This window comes from Vibrio sp. ES.051, from assembly GCF_002563795.1.
In the GTDB taxonomy this organism is placed as follows: Bacteria; Pseudomonadota; Gammaproteobacteria; order Enterobacterales; family Vibrionaceae; genus Vibrio.
In genome coordinates this window covers 932684-951101 of sequence record NZ_PDJL01000004.1, presented here as the reverse complement: position 1 = coordinate 951101, position 18418 = coordinate 932684, and the positions used below count along the sequence as shown (strand labels likewise).

The 18418-nt window shown below is 44.6% G+C and carries 16 protein-coding genes, 1 tRNA gene and 1 pseudogene; 1 reads left to right on the top strand and 17 read right to left on the bottom strand.

The features are described 5' to 3' along the window. Positions 1-16: 16 nt before the first annotated feature. From ATG66_RS10850 to ATG66_RS10830, 5 genes and pseudogenes are all read right to left on the bottom strand, one after another. A complete protein-coding gene (locus tag ATG66_RS10850; RefSeq protein WP_098415306.1) occupies positions 17-3178 on the bottom strand; it encodes an efflux RND transporter permease subunit in 3162 nt (1053 codons plus the stop codon). Between the two features lie 2 nt (positions 3179-3180). Next, positions 3181-4320, bottom strand: a complete 1140-nt coding sequence (locus ATG66_RS10845) for an efflux RND transporter periplasmic adaptor subunit (RefSeq protein WP_098415305.1) — start codon at positions 4318-4320, stop codon at positions 3181-3183. A gap of 520 nt (positions 4321-4840) precedes the next feature. Continuing rightward, positions 4841-4928 (bottom strand) — tRNA-Ser (locus ATG66_RS10840). A 143-nt stretch (positions 4929-5071) separates the two neighbouring features. Then, positions 5072-5521, bottom strand: a complete 450-nt coding sequence (locus tag ATG66_RS10835; RefSeq protein ID WP_098415304.1) for an L-alanine exporter AlaE — start codon at positions 5519-5521, stop codon at positions 5072-5074. Between the two features lie 462 nt (positions 5522-5983). Then, positions 5984-8161 (bottom strand): annotated as a pseudogene (locus ATG66_RS10830) (ATP-binding protein); the annotation flags it as partial. A 73-nt stretch (positions 8162-8234) separates the two neighbouring features. Between ATG66_RS10830 and ATG66_RS10825 the strand changes: the two are divergent. Continuing rightward, entirely contained in the window at positions 8235-8825 is a 591-nt protein-coding gene (locus tag ATG66_RS10825) for a YecA/YgfB family protein (protein ID WP_098415303.1), read from the top strand. Positions 8826-8894: 69 nt separating this feature from the next. On the opposite strand, the gene ATG66_RS10820 is transcribed toward ATG66_RS10825, so the two are convergent. The 12 genes from ATG66_RS10820 to cydB form a co-directional block, all read right to left on the bottom strand. Next, entirely contained in the window at positions 8895-9935 is a 1041-nt protein-coding gene (locus ATG66_RS10820; RefSeq protein ID WP_098415302.1) for a potassium channel protein, read from the bottom strand. A gap of 117 nt (positions 9936-10052) precedes the next feature. Next, entirely contained in the window at positions 10053-11114 is a 1062-nt protein-coding gene (nadA, locus tag ATG66_RS10815) for a quinolinate synthase NadA (RefSeq protein ID WP_098415301.1), read from the bottom strand. 238 nt (positions 11115-11352) lie between these two features. After that, entirely contained in the window at positions 11353-12108 is a 756-nt protein-coding gene (gene ybgF / locus ATG66_RS10810) for a tol-pal system protein YbgF (RefSeq protein WP_098415300.1), read from the bottom strand. 15 nt (positions 12109-12123) lie between these two features. Next, positions 12124-12648 (bottom strand): peptidoglycan-associated lipoprotein Pal, encoded by a 525-nt coding sequence (pal, locus tag ATG66_RS10805; RefSeq protein WP_098415299.1) that lies wholly within the window; start codon positions 12646-12648, stop codon positions 12124-12126. Between the two features lie 30 nt (positions 12649-12678). Further along, entirely contained in the window at positions 12679-14031 is a 1353-nt protein-coding gene (tolB, locus tag ATG66_RS10800) for a Tol-Pal system beta propeller repeat protein TolB (protein WP_098415298.1), read from the bottom strand. Between the two features lie 12 nt (positions 14032-14043). Beyond that, positions 14044-15111 carry a cell envelope integrity protein TolA gene (gene tolA, locus ATG66_RS10795; RefSeq protein WP_098415297.1) on the bottom strand — a complete coding sequence of 356 codons (1068 nt, stop codon included), beginning with the start codon at positions 15109-15111 and terminating at the stop codon, positions 14044-14046. Positions 15112-15124: 13 nt separating this feature from the next. Continuing rightward, complete coding sequence (gene tolR, locus ATG66_RS10790) at positions 15125-15568, bottom strand: protein TolR (RefSeq protein ID WP_098415296.1); 444 nt, start codon at positions 15566-15568, stop codon at positions 15125-15127. Positions 15569-15571: 3 nt separating this feature from the next. Continuing rightward, positions 15572-16270 (bottom strand): protein TolQ, encoded by a 699-nt coding sequence (gene tolQ / locus ATG66_RS10785; RefSeq protein WP_098415295.1) that lies wholly within the window; start codon positions 16268-16270, stop codon positions 15572-15574. After that, complete coding sequence (gene ybgC, locus ATG66_RS10780) at positions 16260-16679, bottom strand: tol-pal system-associated acyl-CoA thioesterase (RefSeq protein ID WP_098415294.1); 420 nt, start codon at positions 16677-16679, stop codon at positions 16260-16262. The genes tolQ and ybgC overlap by 11 nt, the downstream gene beginning before the upstream one ends. Before the next feature lie 174 nt (positions 16680-16853). Further along, complete coding sequence (ybgE, locus tag ATG66_RS10775; protein WP_098415293.1) at positions 16854-17156, bottom strand: cyd operon protein YbgE; 303 nt, start codon at positions 17154-17156, stop codon at positions 16854-16856. Further along, positions 17149-17256, bottom strand: a complete 108-nt coding sequence (cydX, locus tag ATG66_RS10770) for a cytochrome bd-I oxidase subunit CydX (RefSeq protein WP_000270284.1) — start codon at positions 17254-17256, stop codon at positions 17149-17151. Before cydX ends, ybgE begins: the two co-directional genes overlap by 8 nt. 12 nt (positions 17257-17268) lie before the next feature. After that, on the bottom strand, positions 17269-18405 hold the full coding sequence (gene cydB / locus ATG66_RS10765) for a cytochrome d ubiquinol oxidase subunit II (protein WP_098415292.1): 1137 nt from the start codon (positions 18403-18405) through the stop codon (positions 17269-17271). Positions 18406-18418 lie beyond the last annotated feature (13 nt).

Genomic DNA, 18418 nt, shown 5'->3' with positions numbered 1-18418 from the left:
CTCCAAACAACACGTCTTAATCGCGCTGTTCTGTACTCTGAACATTCGTATCGGAGCTTTCGGCTTCGGACTCTTTTCTAGCGCGTCGATCAAATAATCGCTCAACCACCACAAAGAACACCGGCACGAAGAAGATACCCAAAAGGGTCGCACTGATCATGCCCCCAAGCACACCTGTACCGACGGCGTTCTGACCTGCCGAACCAACGCCCGCACTGATGGCAAGCGGCACAACCCCCAAACCAAACGCAAGCGACGTCATGATGATTGGGCGAAGACGAATGCGCACGGCGTGTAAGGTCGCTTCCATCAAACCGGCGCCTTTCTCGTAATAAGCTTTAGCAAATTCGACAATAAGAATCGCGTTTTTAGTTGCCAAGCCTACCGTCGTTAATAAACTCACTTGGAAAAACACATCGTTATCCATACTGCGCATCATCACGGCAAGCACAGCGCCAAGGACTCCAAGAGGGACAACCAATACCACAGCAAAAGGCACTGACCAGCTCTCATACAACGCCGCAAGCACTAAGAACACCACAAGAATAGACAGTGCATAAAGCATTGGCGCTTGGTTTCCTGACAGCCGCTCTTCATAAGAGATACCGTTCCAGTTAACCGTGAAGCCTTCTGGTAATTGTTCAACCATCGCTTCGACCTCTGCCATTGCTTCACCCGTGCTCACGCCTGGCGCTGCACCACCTTGAATATTCATCGCAGGGAGGCCATCAAAACGCTGTAGAAGCGGCGAGCCGTATGTCCATTCACCGCTGGCAAATGCGGAAAACGGAACCATCTCACCTTTCGCATTGCGAACATACCATGAATCGAAGTCCTTAGGTTGCATGCGGAACTCAGCATCACTTTGCATCATCACTTTCTTCACACGACCGCGATCAATATAGTCATTGATGTAAGCTCCCCCCCATGCTGCAGACAATATTTGGTTCACGTCATTAATACTGACGTCCAGTGCACGCAACTTAACGTGATCAATATTGACTTTATACATGGGCGCATCGGCTTGACCATTCGGTCGCACACCGACAAGTTTCGGGTTCTTTGCTGCCATGCCTAGGAACTGCCCTTGTGCCGCCACTAATGCTTCATGCCCTTTATTCAACGAGTCTTGCAGATAAAAATCGAAGCCAGTCGAGTTACCTAACTCTTGAATAGCAGGAGGCGCAAATGCGAAAACAAGTGCTTCTTTAATGGTCGAAAAGTACCCCATTGCGCGGCCAGTGATTGAGGCTGCATCAGTACCTGGCGCTTCACGTTCTGACCAATCTTTAAGGCCAATAAATGCCATACCCATGTTCTGACCTTGTCCCGCAAAGCTAAAGCCAGCAACAGAGAAGACCGATTTGACGTTATCTTTCTCATCCTCTAGGTAAAAATCACGCATTTTCTCGAGTGTTTTTTCCGTCTGCTCCTGTGTGGAGTTAGGCGGTAAAATAGCCATCGAGTATACTGTGCCTTGGTCTTCATCTGGTAAGAACGAGGTCGGAAGGTTCATAAATAACCAGCCAGCGCCTGCGCTCATCGCCAAGAACACCACCAGCATACGACCGGTACGTTTTAGCAGTTTTGCTACGCCCGCTTCATAACCTGCGGTCATCGCATCAAACTTGCGGTTGAACCACCCAAAGAAGCCTTTCTTCTCCAATAGCTCCGCATCGCCTTGCTTAAGCAAGGTCGCACATAATGCTGGGGTTAGGATGATCGCAACCAATACTGAAAGCGTCATCGCCGCAACAATGGTTATCGAGAACTGACGATAAATAACCCCCGTAGAGCCAGACATAAACGCCATCGGTACGAACACTGCCGAGAGCGTTAAACCAACACCAATAAGAGCACCAGTGATCTGCCCCATCGATTTTTTAGTGGCCTCTTTAGGAGCTAGCCCGTCTTCGTGCATCACACGTTCAACGTTCTCCACCACCACGATGGCATCATCCACCAGCAAGCCGATGGCTAAAACCATGGCAAACATGGTTAAGGTGTTAACGCTAAATCCGGTTGCATATAAAACTGCGAACGTCCCCAACAGGACGACCGGAACCGCTATGGTTGGAATGATAGTCGCACGGAAGTTCTGTAAGAACAGGTACATGATTAAGAACACCAAGACAATCGCTTCTAGTAGCGTTTTAACCACTTCTTGGATCGATGCTTTAACGAATGGTGTTGTTTCAAATGGGTATGCGATCTTCAACCCTTTTGGGAAGGTCTCCTTAAGCTGTTCTAATCGCTCTTTCACCGCCGTCGCCGTTTCCAGCGCGTTAGCCCCTGTACCTAATGAGATACCTAAACCAGAAGCAGGTAAGCCATTGAACTGTCCTTTGATGTCGTAACTTTCCGCGCCACGTTCAACACGAGCAACATCTTTAAGATATACATTCGCGCCGCTAGAGTCAGACTTTAGAATAATATCTTGAAATTCGTCGATGCTGCTCAAACGGCTTGCCGAAGAAACCGACGCGTTTAACAACTGGCCTTCCTGAGCAGGCGCTGCTCCAAGCTGGCCTGACGACACTTGCGCATTCTGCTCACGAATCGCATTCGCGACATCAATCGCGGTTAAGTTAAACTGCGTAAGCTTGAAAGGGTCCAACCAAACACGCATGGCGTATTGAGAACCAAACGCCTGAACTTGCCCAACGCCAGTAACACGACTGACCGGATCCTGAATGTTCGTTACAACAAAGTCACCAATATCATTTTCCGTAAACTCAGGATCTTCAGAATAAACCGCAACAACCATTAAGAAAGCCGTGTTGGATTTATTCACCACAATACCTTGGTTTTGTACCTCCATCGGCAGTGATGGAAGTGCCAATTGCAACTTGTTTTGTACCTGAACTTGCGCGATATCAGGGTCAGCTTCGCTATCAAACGTGAGCTCGATATTAGCATTACCAAATGCGTCACTACTGGATGATAAGTAACGTAAATAGTCCAAGCCCGTCATGTTTTGCTCTATAACTTGCGTGACAGAGTCTTCAACGGTTTGCGCGGATGCACCTGGATAACGTGCACTGATGGTGATCGTAGTCGGTGAAATGGTTGGATATTGTGAAACGGGTAAGTTGAATAATGCCATTACCCCCGCCAACATAGTCAAGATGGCAAGAACCCAAGCAAAGACCGGGCGATCGATAAAAAATCGTGCCATGATTACTCCTGTTCAGCGTTTTGAATACTTACCGAGCTACCTGGGCCTACTTTTTGTAAGCCAGCAGTAATGACTTTATCGCCCGCTTTCAAGCCCTCGATAATGCGCCATTGGCTATCAATGGCTTCCGCCGTTTTAACGGGTCTCGCTTCCACTGTATTATCGTCATTGACCGTCATCACCATCGCTTTGCCTGTCGCATCTCGAGACACTGTATTTTGTGGGATCAAAATCGCATCAGGGTCAACACCAGTGATAACCGTGGCACGTACAAACATCCCAGGCAGCAGCAGGCCATCAGGGTTTGGGAACTCGGCACGAAGCGTCACGCTGCCTGTACTTTCATTCACATTCACCTCGGTAAATTTCATTGTTCCTTTACGTTCGTAAGTCCTTCCATCTTCTAGCTTCAAGGTTACTTGGGCCGAATCGTCTTCCTGCATGTGACCCTGTGACAACGCCGCTTTTAAACGCAATAGCTGTGCTGACGACTGAACGATGTCAACATTAATAGGATCAAGCTGCTGAATCGTTGCTAACGTACCGGCTTGATTTGCCGTTACCAGCGCCCCAGCCGTCACGCTCGATTTACTGATAACGCCACTAATCGGCGCTTTTACTTGTGTATAGTCCAAATTGATTTTTGCGGTATTGATCTTCGCTTTTGCTACTAACACTTGCGCTTTCGCTTCTTTATAAGCTGCTTCTGCCTCATCCAAATCTTGTTGGCTAATTGACTTTTTAGTGATCAAGGCGCGATAACGCTTCACGGTCGCATAGGTCGATTCTTCTGCAGCCTGAGCTCTGATCAATTCAGCTTCTGCACTCAAGAGAGCTGCTTGAAATGAAGAATCATCGATTTGATATAGAGACTGACCTTTTTCAACAAAGCCTCCTTCGTCAAAGTTGCGCTCTGAAATAATGCCTGTAACTTGTGGACGAACCTCCGCTTCTTTGAATGCTCGGCTACGCCCTGGCAGCTCTACCGTTAACGCTTGGTGAGTTGGCTCTACCGTTAAAACGTTCACCTCAGTTGTGGGAGCGGGACCACTACCTTGATTCGGTCCCTCTTCACTTGGTTGACATCCAACCATAAAAAGGCTCGACGCAATCAACAGAGATAGTGTGGTTCTACTTCTCATTAACTTTTCTCTCTTATTTCTTTACCAGCCTTAAAGTTCTTAACTAAAAACTTCTCGAATGACTTGGTTATGACCAACGGATATAAATATATGCAAAACAAATTAGTTAGGATGATAATTACCCAGTGTTGTACATACAACAAAATTTACAGTTCTATACGCTTACGAAAAACGTTTATCGTAAAGGTGTAATGAAGTTCTCAGATTTAAAGATTTTGTGTTGGAAATCACACTTTTCTGTGGGCAGCCGCAGTGTACAATAAGCAACCAAGACGATGATAAAACCGCCTTTGCTCTGTACAAAATTGATAGTAAGTGTCTAGGTTTATTTATCGTTTAATATGACATCGTGATATAAAAAAACCTGTGAAAATGCAGGTTGCTCTTATGGTTCGTTACAGTCTGAACTGACTTACTGATTTATCCAAGTTTACGGTTCGATACGTGATGACGTTATCTCAAACAACTTTCGATAGCACTAACACGAAAAAGCCCCAGCATTTCTGCTAGGGCTCAAATGTGGCGGTGAGTGAGAGATTCGAACTCTCGATACGTTGCCGTATACACACTTTCCAGGCGTGCTCCTTCAGCCACTCGGACAACTCACCGAATCAAATTGTGGTTAGCATCTCAGCTAACGAGGCGCTAATTTAATGATTATGTACCTGATGGTCAAGGCTAAACATAAAAAAAAGCGCCCTTTTCCTGTCGTTTGTTCACTAAGTAACTAAATTGAACAAAACAGTGGCATTTAAATACCTTGATAATAGCCAGGGACGCGGAACCAACGGCGGCATATGTCTAAGAAGTAACCAAACAAAACCCCCATGCCACAAGAGACAACCGCATTACTTGCTACTGCGGTTACTATTTGGTCGGATGAAGCACCAACCGCGAGTAAAATCCCTGCATACACTGGGGACTGAAAGAGTACATAAGACACAAGATCGGAGACATTCTTCATAAACGAAGAAGATGACACTTTATTGCCCTGACGCAAAACCCAATCGCGGAACAAACCATAAGGCCACGCGATAGCAATATTTACAGGAATTGACAACGTGCGCGATGCTAGAGATTGCTCAAACGTCATCCCTGAAATCAAGATCTCGACAATCATCCCTGTAATAAAACAAAAAACCACCATCGCAAAAGTATCCGCAGCGGCATTACGAATACAAAATGGTCCACGAGACTTCATCTGCCAACCCTCTAAAATTAAACGCTATAATTAACAAGTAAAAACAAACAATCAACTACATTTAAACATTAACACCAGTTAATGCCGCTATTAAAACACACATTATTTAGTTTATGGTTCTATATTTAAATTCAAGTGGTAAATTAATAACTATTTTTTAAAATAAAAGTAGATTTTTTCACCATTTGAGCAGGAAGGGGTCAAAAGATGCTCAAAATAAGCACAACAATGCGGATTTCACTTACAGAAACAGGGGGTTAAATGGTAGCTTCGATAGGGATTTAGGATAATAAGTGAACAATAATCTAGTTACTTGAAATTTTATGCTGCCAAACTGTAAAAATTCAGAGTTTGAATGAACTCATCGTGTCACTCGCTCTCCTAAAAAGCGATACTTAGGGCTGGCATGGATAGAGCACAACGGCATGATGTTGGTAGCAAGAACTTCCAACAATTCTAACTCTCTTTGGTTTGATATTGATATAACCGTTCGGCATGGCGATACAACGCATCATTTAACTCAGACTCTACGATAGGCTTAGCTATAATGTGATCGGCACCGATTTTCAGCATTTGCTCTTGTGTTTCTTTGAACACATCTGCCGTGCATCCAAAAATCAAAACAGACTTTGCCGATGAGTTCATCGTACGGATAGCTGATATCGCCTCAACACCATCAAGAACGGGCATGTGATTGTCCATCAATATCAAATCAAATCGCTGCTTTGTTACGGCGTCGACTGCAAGTTGACCATTTGCAACACAGGTACAGTCAAAACCTTTGTCTCTGAGAAAGGTCTCTATAATGACCGCATTCGTTCGGTTATCTTCAACAATTAATGCTTTCAAACCATTGTAACCAAGTTTGCAAGGGCTAACTGGTTCGATTTTTACTGGCTCACATGGCGTTAGTATTACTTCGACGGTGAAGGCAGTTCCGACGTTTCTCTGGCTCTGTACAACGATACCTCCCCCCATGTGTTCAACAATTTCTTTAACGATCGCCAAACCAAGCCCAGTGCCGCCAAACTGTCTTGTAGTGGAAGACTCTGCTTGCTCAAAGGGACGGAAAATACGTTTTTGTGCTTCTTTTGATATCCCAATGCCAGTATCCCTAACCATGAGGATCAGCTTAGTGTGCTTAATATTTGATTGCTCAGTCAACTCCACTTCAATTACACCTTGGTGCGTAAATTTGACGGCGTTATTTAGCAAATTAAACAGAACCTGACGTAAACGGGCTTTATCACTGTTGTACCAACGCTCCGCTGGCACATGCGAAACCACTCGGAATTTAAGCCCTTTTTCAGCACACAGCGTGTGATAAATACTCTGAATACTGCCAAGTATTGACTCTATTGGGAACGGTGTATTTTCAAACTCTATATGCCCTTGCTCGATTTTAGAATAATCCAAGATCTCATTGAGTAACGTCATCATGTGATCGCCAGAATCATATAGTGTACTCAAGTGCTTTCTTTGTTCATCCGTTAACTGAGTTTTTAACAATATCTGAGCCGTTCCCAATACACCATTCATAGGTGTGCGGATCTCGTGAGATAAGGTCGCTAAGAATGCTGTTTTTGCATTGGTAGATGCCTGAGCTTTCACTCGCTCTTGCTCAAGGTATATGGTTTTTTCATTAAACTTATGGATGAGTTGGCCGATTTCATCTTCGCTATGATAGTCGATGTCAATGATCCCTCCAGTTTTTGAATCATCCACCTTAGCGGCAATACACACGATTGGATCGACAATATAACGATTGAGTAAGTAATACCCCGCAAGAACACATAGCAGTAAGAAAGGAATGACACCTCTCTCCACGCTCATTACTTGCTCAAAGGCTTGATCCGCAACGTTAGTCTTTGCGTTGACAACTTCCAGGTGCCAGTTGAACTCGCCAAAATCGAGCTCATTCACATACATTTGTTTTGTCAGCTGAAAATTGTGCTCAATAATAACGTTAGAATTGGCGTCGCGAACCACGATCCCTAAAGAATGTTGATTAATGTGCTCTCGTATAAATTTAAAAAGTGCATCAAGTGATAAGTCTACCGTTGCAACTCCGGCAAACTTCCCGTTTTGGTAATATGGCGTTGAAGCAGTGATCATTTGAATTTGTGTAAATGTATCAATATATACCGCAGACCAACTCACCGTCCTTTTGGGCGCCTCGGCCGCGACACGATACCAAGGCTCGTTGTCATAGCCGCCAGATTCTGGATTATTATATGAATAGATTTGGTCAATGCTACCATCACTATTCTTATTGAAAAATAAACTACTGTATTGCCATCGTTCAGCTATCAACTCAGGTTTAGGCCACAAACCACCACTGACTATCATCTCATCACTTAATTGAAGTATGTGGGCGACACCGGAGCGAGTAGACATCATTGTTTCGGCACTTTGCGCTAATCCTACGAGGCTACTTAACACACCCGTTGACTTAAGTAATGGCTCTTTAATTTCAGATGCCAACAGCTGAGTGCGTAATTCTAAGTTTTGTTCTAGCTTTTGTCTTACTGGCGGCTCTACTACTAAATACACCATAGATCCGATCGTAGCGATAAAAAAACACAGATAAAGTGTTAAGGCGAGGATGCTTTTCTTTCTAAGTGATGACCGAATTTCCATAGATGTCTGTGAATCATTCCATAATATCGATTTATCACTGATTGATTGGTAAAATAAGCGCAATCAACCGCCCATGAACAAATGGTATTCTATTTTGAAACTACAAGACATCCTTTCTCTTCCAGAACTTGACGGTAAATTACTAAACCTAGCGAAAACTCAAGGCTTTGTAACAGCGATGGCATCAGCGCCAAATGTATTGATGCCACAAGAATGGCTACCATTCTTATGGGGTGGTGAGGAAAACGCACCATTTACAGATGGTGAGCAACTTGAACAGTATATTGATGAGATTGTACAAATGTGGAATCAAACTCGCCCTGCTCTACTCGATGGTACGTGGCAGTGGCCAGAAGGCTGCGCGCTGGATGAGCAAGATATTGTGACATTATCGACTCGCGACTTCTGTGAAGGTGTGTTGCAGGGCTGGCAATTGACTCGAGATGACTGGGAGACGCTAATGCCTGAAGACAGCGAAGATAACGCTCTACTTGGCGGTGTCCTACTTTCTCTAACAATGCTTTACGATCCAGAAACAACGATTGAGACCTTGGCTGAACAAGGAATACAAGGCTTAGAACAGTTTGAAGAGATCTTCAACGCTATGCCTGTAATGTTAAGTGGTTTAACCCAGCGCGGTGTGACTCTAGCGGAAGTACAGTAACAGGAATCTTGCTTTAAGCAGCGAGAAAAAACATGACTAAAAGCTCTCCGCGGAGAGCTTTTTTATCGCTTATAGCTTGTTGAGTTCATGCCACGCGAAGTCTTCAATACGTTCATCGGCTATATAAAATAATTTGGTATGAGGAAGGACGCCTTCACTTAGCTCTGGGTTCAACTCAATACCATTGCCTGTATCGAAGGCGATTAGCGTTGCGTGATGACGCTGCTTAATAAAGCCAAACACACGCTCAATGGTAGTGGCTGGTTGATCCTCGGGATAGATAACAGAGTATTGAGTCATCCCTCGAGTAGATGCCAATAGCTCTTGGTGAAGTGCACTTGACCCCGGGTCAACTGCAGCTTTAGCAAGCATTTCAGCACCAACAGCCGGAATACATTCAGCTTTAGGACAATGCTGGCTTAATAGCCTGCCAAGCGCTTCATCTTTAAAATACGCCACCAAGTGAGCCGTCGGGTTTACCGATGCGCAATATAGAGCAGCGGATAAAGTGATATCATCCGAGAGGTTATCAACGATAATACAGTTCGCTTCAGCGATGTTGGCGTTACTCATCTCTTGTGAGTCGGTGTAACTGGTTACCTTAATAAAACTAATTTCGCCTGGTAACGGATTTTCTATCTCTGAACGACTGCACAATACAACCGGTCGTTTTCCTGCTTCTTCATGCTGTAACATGCGGATAAGGTGTATCGTTCTCGACCCATTCCATCCCAACAATACAATATGATTTTCCACTTTTACTCTCCGTTTTCCTAAAATACCAGCTCGCCAATAATCCATTGCCGCTCCAGCAACTCTTCCCAATAATGCCGCGAACAGGCTTAAGCCACCGGGAATCACAAATAACACAACAACCCACTTACCAAAGTCTGTCACAGGTGAATAATCGCCATAGCCGACCGTGCTCGCCGTTACCATCAAGTAATAAATGAAGTTAGAAAAGTTATTCGTTAACGCTACTTCCCCAGCTAGGACCAATAACCCCCATGAAAGACTCACATACAAAGCACTAAAGATGAGAAGGCTTCGGTTACTCAATTTAAACAGGTGCGAACTTAGCCACTTTTTAACTACTAGCCACACAGCCATAGATTTACAATTCCTATATTATATTGATTACGTTAATAGTAACTCATTGATAGTAAGACACAAAAAAACCAGTCATATTCGACTGGTTTTGAGGTTTGCTTTCACCTACGGCGAGGTTTACGCGTTTCCTTTCACCTGCATGTTTAGCTGTTCTGCGAAATCTAACATGCGATTCAATGGAATAAGAGATTTTACTCGCAGTTCTTCTTTTACGAAAATTTCATGCTCTTCACCGCCTTCACTAAGCGCTTTCTCTATCGCTTTCAAACCGTTCATTGCCATCCAAGGACAGTGTGCGCAGCTGCGACAAGTTGCGCCAGCACCTGCGGTTGGGGCTTCGATAAGCTCTTTTTCAGGCACAAGTTGCTGCATTTTAAAGAAAATGCCTTTGTCTGTCGCAACGATCATTTGTTTGTTCGGGAGCTCTTTCGCTGCTTTGATCAACTGACTCGTCGAACCGACGGCATCCGCTAATTCAACCACGCTAGCAGGTGACTCTGGATGAACTAAAATTGCAGCTTCTGGGTATACGCTCTTCATTTTGCGTAGCGCATCAGCAGAGAACTCATCATGAACCACACACTCACCTTGCCATAGCAGCATGTCAGCGCCAGTTTTGTTAGCGATGTACGAACCTAAGTGACGGTCTGGTCCCCAGATAATTGACTTACCTTCAACGTCCAGGTGTTCAACAATTTCTAATGCGATGCTGGAAGTCACGACCCAGTCCGCTCGGGCTTTAACTGCGGCAGAGGTATTTGCGTAAACCACGACAGTATGATCAGGGTGAGCATCACAGAACTCACTGAACTTATCTGCCGGACAACCAAGGTCAAGGGAGCATTCCGCTTCCAATGTCGGCATTAGGATACGTTTTTCTGGCGTAAGGATTTTCGCTGATTCCCCCATAAAACGAACACCACCGATGATCAGTGTGCTTGCTGGGTGGCGGTTACCAAACTTTGCCATTTCTAGCGAATCACCAACAAAACCGCCTGTTTCTTCAGCTAAAGCTTGAATTTCTGGATCTGTGTAGTAATGAGCGATAAGCACTGCGTCTTTCTCTTTTAGTAGCGTTTTAATGCGCTCAATGTAAGACGCTTTTTCGTCTTCGCTCAGTGGTACTGGTTTTGGTGGGAACGGGTAAACAGTGTCGATTTTATCTAATATATGGCTCATTGCTCTTACTCTACGCAACTTCCTCTAATCCGAACATTGTAACCTTGTTGATTTTCAAAAACCAACCTGTAGCAGGGATTTCTAGCGGTCTAGCCGTATATCTTTGTTACGTTTAGCATTTCGCCGTAAGAAGAGGCAGCAAAAACGATTAAGGCGACGCCTGAACGCTGCTCTTTGAGGGTATTTCAGTATACATAAAGAAAAAGGAAGCTTTGGCTTCCTTTTTAAATGTTGTTGATTAAAGCTTAGAGCTAGCAAGTTTTGCAGATGCGCTACCGGGGTATTCATCAACCACTTGTTGGTAGTATTTTTTCGCTTGCGCTGCATTGTTGTTGCGCTCAGCAATATCACCTAACTTAACCAGAGAGTCAGCTCGCTTATTGGAGTCTTGATAAGAAACCACGGTCGCAAAGCTTTTTACCGCTTCTTCATCCTGCTTTTTAGCGTAATACAATTGGCCTAGCCAATAATATGAGTTCGCAGAGTAAGTGGAATCGGGATAATCTTGCTGGAATTGTTGGAATGCTGCGATAGCACCTGCGTAGTCACGCTTTTTGAGAATAAGATCGACAGCATTTTGATATGCTGTTTGCTCATCAACGTTAGGCGTGTACTGGCCACCGGTTTTCGCAGGTTTTGTCTCTTGTATGGGCGCTGATTTTATTTCACCACGCACACGGTCTAGCTCGACAAATAGCTCACGTTGCCGCTGCAACATTTGCTGCATTTCATAGCTATTCCTCTCCAGTTGACCTCTGAGTTCACTGATCTCTTGTGACATTTGGTCAATTTGCTGTTGCATTTGGAGTTGGACACGGTTGCGATTTTGTAGCAAACGCTCTAAACGCTCGACGTCCGTTTCGGAAGAGACTCGGCTCTTTGAGACTGAAGATGTGCTGTTGAGATCGGATACTGGAGCTGGTGCAGCGAACGCAAGATTCGCTGCACTTGCCAGTAACGTAAGCGCAACAGCGCGCTTAGTGTTACTGAACATGAGGATTACCTCGAATTAGTATACTAGAACCGCGCGACGGTTCTTAGCGTAAACTTCATCAGATTGACCCAGAAGAAGTGGCTTCTCTTCACCGTAGCTAACGATTGAGACTTGATCTGCTTGAACGCCCAGAGCTTGCAGGTAGTTCGAAACCGCTTGTGCACGACGCTCACCTAAAGCGATGTTGTATTCAGGTGTACCGCGTTCGTCTGCATGACCTTCGATAGTTACGTCAAGAGCCGGGTTCTTGCTTAGGTAAGAAGCGTGCGCTGCTAGCATCTCTTCGTAATCTGCTGCAATTGTTGAGTTATCAAACGCAAAGTAGATTGTTTGAGTTTCACGTAGCGCTTGCTCTTTTAGCTCTTGCTCAGTTAGCTGGCCGCTTTGATCGATTGGCGTAGCTACTGTCGTTTCAACAGCGCCATTATTGTTTGTTACCGCGCCAGTATTAGAAGCAGCATCATCGCTTGAACTACACGCTGTCACAGCCATTACAGGAAGTGCTATTAATAGCCCTTTTAGAACCTTGTTCAGTTGCATCTTATTTTCCTTTATTAATCAAACTTATTACTACAAAAACGGTGACCATGCAGGCGCTCGAACACGCCCATTTGTTGCCGGTAATCTCGCTTTAAATCGACCATCAATTGACACCATTGATAGTACGTTTTTCTTATTGTAAATCGAGCTATAGACGACCATGCCACCATTTGGGGCAATACTAGGAGACTCATCAAGCAAGGTCTTAGTTAAGACTTGAAGAGCACCTGTTTCCAAATCTTGTTTTGCCAAATTAAATCCTGAATTACTACGATTCACCATTACGAGGAATCGTCCATCTGAAGTAATCTGACCACCCAAATTCTGGCTACCTTGCCAAGTCAAACGGTTAGTAGAACCGCTGTCCAAATTTACTTGATAAATCTGTGGTTTACCACCCCTATCCGATGTCAAGATCAACGATTTTCCATCTGGATACCAGAACGGTTCGGTATTATTAGATCTGCCACGCGTAATTTGTGTTAGCTTACGAGTTTTTAGATCCAAAGTATAAACATGAAGTGAACCCGTCTTGGAGAGAACAAGCGCTAACTTATTGCCATCAGGCGAAAATTTTGGCGCACCGTTATGACGTGGGTATGACGTTACCTTTTCACGCTCACCTGTGTAGATGTTCATGATGAAAATTTCCGCTTGCCCATTTTGGAAGCTTACGTACGCCAGCTTTTGCCCATCCGGCGACCATGATGGCGACATCAAGGGTTGTTTAGACCGCAAAACTAAACGCTCGTTATAGCCATCATAATCAGCCACACGCAGCTGATACGGGAAGCGATCTTTATCATTCACCACCACATAAGCAATACGCGTCATGAAAGCACCACGGTCACCTGTCAATTCCTCATAGACAAGGTCAGAAATACGGTGAGCATACTCACGCATACGTGGCCCTTCAACGGTTGCTACTTTATTGAAAAGCACGTGATCTTTAGAGAGAACTAACTCCCCATCACTACCCAATGCTTTGCTCTTTCCGCCCGTTAACTGGCCACGAACAATATCAACAAGTTGGTAGTTAATCACATAATTACCTTGCTCGTTTTGCTTGATTGAGCCAGTGAGCAAAGCATCTGCGCCGAGAGTAGTCCAAGCATCAAAATTGACTTCTGATTCACTAAATGGCGTTTGTGGCATCTTGCTGGTTGGAACTGGGCTGAATTTACCACTGCGCTGCAAATCCGATGCAATCACAGCCGAAATATCCGTTGGAAGCGCTTGAGTGCCCTCCCACTTAAACGGAACAACAGCAATTGGTCGTGCTGAATCAATACCATCGGTAATGACCAACTCTAATGCGGCATTCGCCACATTTGTCATACTGCTAAACAGTACAAACATTCCTAGTAAAAGGCGTCTAATCACGTCTTATTCCTTTTAGTCCAAAGCAACAGTTAAGTTGATATCTTTTAGTCGTTTATTGACCGCAGCTTCTGAAGACTTAGGGAAAGTTCCTACCTGAGCTATCGCTCGCTTCGCCGCTGCACATACTCGAGTGTCGCCACCTAACACGGTAACACCAGATACCATCATATCGGTTCCGGTCGGAATCAATTTGATGTTGACTCTACACTCCTTTCCCAGCAAGTAGTCATCCTTAATCAACTTTTGCTGAATGTTTTGAGTATAGATAGATGACATACGAGCAATTTCATCATCAATAAATTGGTTACGAGCTGCACTGTTTTTACTTACCTCATCTTCTAGGCCCGAAAAAATATCATCTAATGCAGCTTCTTGTACTTTCCGCTCTCGCTCAGCTCGCTCTGCCGCTTCTTTGGCTTTACGTTCTCGCTCTGCGGCTTCTTTCGCGGCTTTTTCTTTGGCAATACGCTCTTGCTCCGCCTTTTTTGCAGCCTCTCGTTCACGACGAGCTTTTTCTTCTGCTTCTTTTGCTGCTTTTTCACGCGCCAAACGTTGTTCTTCTGCTTGGGCAATCGCCGCTTCTTTGGCTAAACGCTCCTGCTCAGCTTTACGTACCGCTTCTTCTTTAGCTTTACGTTCTTTTTCAAGCTTGGCTGCGCGTTGTTTTTCTTTGCGGGCACGTTCTTCTTCCGCTCTGCGCGCTTGTTCTTTTTTCTTACGCTCAGCTTCTGCTTCACGAGCGGCTTGTGCATCTTTCGCTTGTTGTTCTTTTAGCTTACGAATTTGCTCCTCTTCAGCTTTGCGATTTTTCTCTAGCTGCTCTGCTTCACGCCTTAGTTTATCAAGACGGTCTTGCTCTTTTTTGGCTGCCTTCTCGCGCTGCTGACGAATTTCTTTCGCTTGCTGTTGAACAAGTTTTGGATCAATCACCACTGCCTGAACCATCTGCCCTGTTGGCTCTGGTTTAGACATTGTGAAGTCTGCTCCCCAAAGTAAAGCTGCAACAAGAATCGCATGCAAACCAACCGATATCATTATCGGTTTGGTGTATTGGTTGGATTTCTTCTTGTTCTCTTTCATAGATATTCGATGTCTATTCCCTGATATCGGTCATCAGACCCACTTTGGGGATACCTGCACGGCTTAGTTCGTCAAGTAACAATACGACGTCAGCGTATGGCGTCGCTGCATCACCACCAACCGCAACTGGAGAATCAGGTTTAATAGAGCGTTCAGCTTTTACTCTCACAATCACGTCTTGCAGTGATAGACCGCGCTGAACCTCTTCGTCATTCACACTTAACCCTAAGTTACCGTCACGGTCGATTTCGATAATGATAAAACTACTATCAGTTTCACCAGCCAGTTCTTGCATTGATTCCGCTGTTGATGTTTTTGGAAGATCGACATCCACACCTTGGGTTACAAAAGGTGCGGTCGCCATAAAAATGATCAACAGTACGAGCATTACATCGATATAAGGTACAACGTTGATCTCCGCTGTCATTTTCCGCTTTTTAGGTTGATAACCCGCCATGCTTTATTCCTTATCCGCGCTGTCTCGGCCAGCCATCGCTTGACGATGAAGGATGCTGTGGAATTCTTCTGAGAAGGTGGCGTAAGTATGCTCTAGTTTACTTACTTTGTTACTTAAACGGTTGTAAGCCATAACAGCAGGAATCGCAGCAAATAGACCCATCGCTGTTGCGATCAAAGCTTCTGCAATGCCCGGAGCAACCATAGATAACGTAGCTTGTTTAACCTCGCCTAGTGCGATAAACGCGTGCATAATCCCCCAAACAGTGCCGAATAGGCCGATGTAAGGGCTGATAGACCCGACTGTTGCAAGAAAAGGTAAACTGGTTTCTAACTCATCGACTTCACGTGATACAGCGACGCGCATCGCACGGCCCGTACCTTCCATGATGTATGCTGGCGAGTTTGCATTGCTCTTACGTAGACGAGCGAACTCGGTAAAGCCAGCATAAAAAATTTCTTCTGTGCCGAAGATATCGTCTTTACGCGCTTTCACTTTTTGATAAAGCTGCGAAAGATCGGTACCTGACCAGAACTTATCTTCAAATGACTCTGCATTCTTTGTCGCCTGAGACAGTACTTTGCTTCGCTTCATGATCATCGCCCATGACGCGATTGACATGCCAAGCAATGTCAACATCACGAGTTTTACCAACAGACTGGCTTGAAGAAAGAGATCTAAAATGGAAATATCAGCAGTCACTATTTATTAGCTCCGAATTGATAAAGGTTGGAATAGCTATTGGTTTCATTTTCTTATTATTGATACATGCTACCTTAACAGAGGTCTTACACAATATCTTGCCTTGATCATTGACTAACTCTTGACAGAATTGCAGGGATGCACGTTTTATTTCTGACACTCGGGTTAAAACGGTCAACTGTTCGTCCAATCTCGCTCCGTGATTGAAATCGATATCCATGTGTCGGACAACAAAGCCTATATTTTGTTCCAATAGCACATGTTGAGAGATGCCTTTTGAACGCAGCATCTCAGTTCGTGCACGTTCAAAGAATTTTAGATAGTTTGAATGATATACAACACCGCCCGCATCCGTGTCTTCATAGTACACGGTGATCGGCCAGCGGAAGAAATTTGATGTGCCTTGCAAAAGAGTCCCAATGTATTCAATTCTTTAAAGTGGCCACTATAACTTAAGCAGCAACAATTGGCACCGAGTGGGAAGCATATTTTCGATTTTTGTAGAAAAAATAAAAAAGCTAGGCAAGACGCCTAGCTTTTATTCAATGATTTAATAACCGCCTTTATAACCGCGTATTTCATTCTAGATGAAATAAAGTGCCGTTAAATACATTAAGATAGCTAACGAGAAATAGGGACTGAACAACAACTGCCAATACCATTTTCTTGGTTTAAACCCCACGCCGTAGACCATACTTGAGCACACTGCCCAGATTAACGCTGGCGCAATCACCGCATTAAACCCACCAATCGCTTGATGGTAAGCCTCAGGCTCCCACATCACCAGTCCTACGTGCATAAAGCCAAGGATGAGAGATAAGACTCTGAGAAGAGTCTTATCCATTGGTGCGTGTAGCTCAGCTACCTTAACAGCGAGATTACTCACTGTCTTTATCCATCATTTCTGAGTGCTCTAGCCAAAGAGCGTTGATGATACCGAATGCACAAGCAAGTAGTACACCTAGAATCCATGCGAAATACCACATAGTAAATGCTCCTTAGTAAAGTGAGTTTTTGTTATCTTCAATGTACTGATCATCAAGGCGACCAAACATCTTGTAGTAAGTCCAAGATGTGTAACCTAGGATGATTGGAACCATCACAAACGCCACGCCTGTCATTAGGTTCAGAGTCAATTCAGATGACGTTGCATCCCACATTGTTAAGCTGTGGCTTGGCATTAAGTCTGAAGGCATGATGAATGGGAACATCGCAAAACCTGCAGTAAAGATAACACCAGCCACACCCAAGCTTGAAGTAATGAACGAAATCGCACATTTTTCAAGACGAGATGCCAATACAGCAAGAAGCGGCATTGCAACACCTAATACAGGAGCAGCCCATAGTAGTGAGTAGTTTTCAAAGTTCTTCATCCACGCACCAGCTTCTCGGATTACCTCTTTGTTTAGAGGGTTAGAAGCTGCGTTAGTATCGATACCGCCAACAATGACGTAACCATCAATGTTTTGGATCCAGAAACCAGCCGCGACAAACGCAGCAACAGTTAGTAAACCAGACAGCTGGGCAACATTGCGAGCACGCACATGCACTTCGCCAGTTGTTTTCATTTGTAGCCAAGTCGAACCTTGCATCAAAATCATGAACAAGCTTACTAGGCCACACAGCAGTGCAAATGGGTTTAACAGACCGAAGAATGAGCCATGGTACGTTGGCATCAAGAACTCACTCAATTGGAATGGTACACCTTGTAGTAGGTTACCAAACGCCACACCAAAGATGATTGGCGGAACAAAGCCACTGATTGAGATACAGATATCCCATGTGCTGCGCCATTTTGGATCTTCAATCTTTGAACGGTAGTCCAAACCCAGTGGACGTAACCAGAGCGCGGCAAGCGTTAATATCATTGCCAGGTAGAAACCTGAGAACGATGTTGCGTAGACCAAAGGCCAAGCTGCGAACAATGCACCACCAGCAGTGATAAGCCAAACTTGGTTACCATCCCAGTGAGGAGCAATTGAGTTAATCATGACACGACGTTGTGTGTCGTTTTTACCGATAATAGGTACAAGCGCGCCTACACCCATATCGAAACCGTCTGTTACTGCAAAACCAACTAGTAGAACCCCGATCAGTACCCACCAGATGAATCGCAAGATTTCGTAATCAAACATCTTGTTATCTCCT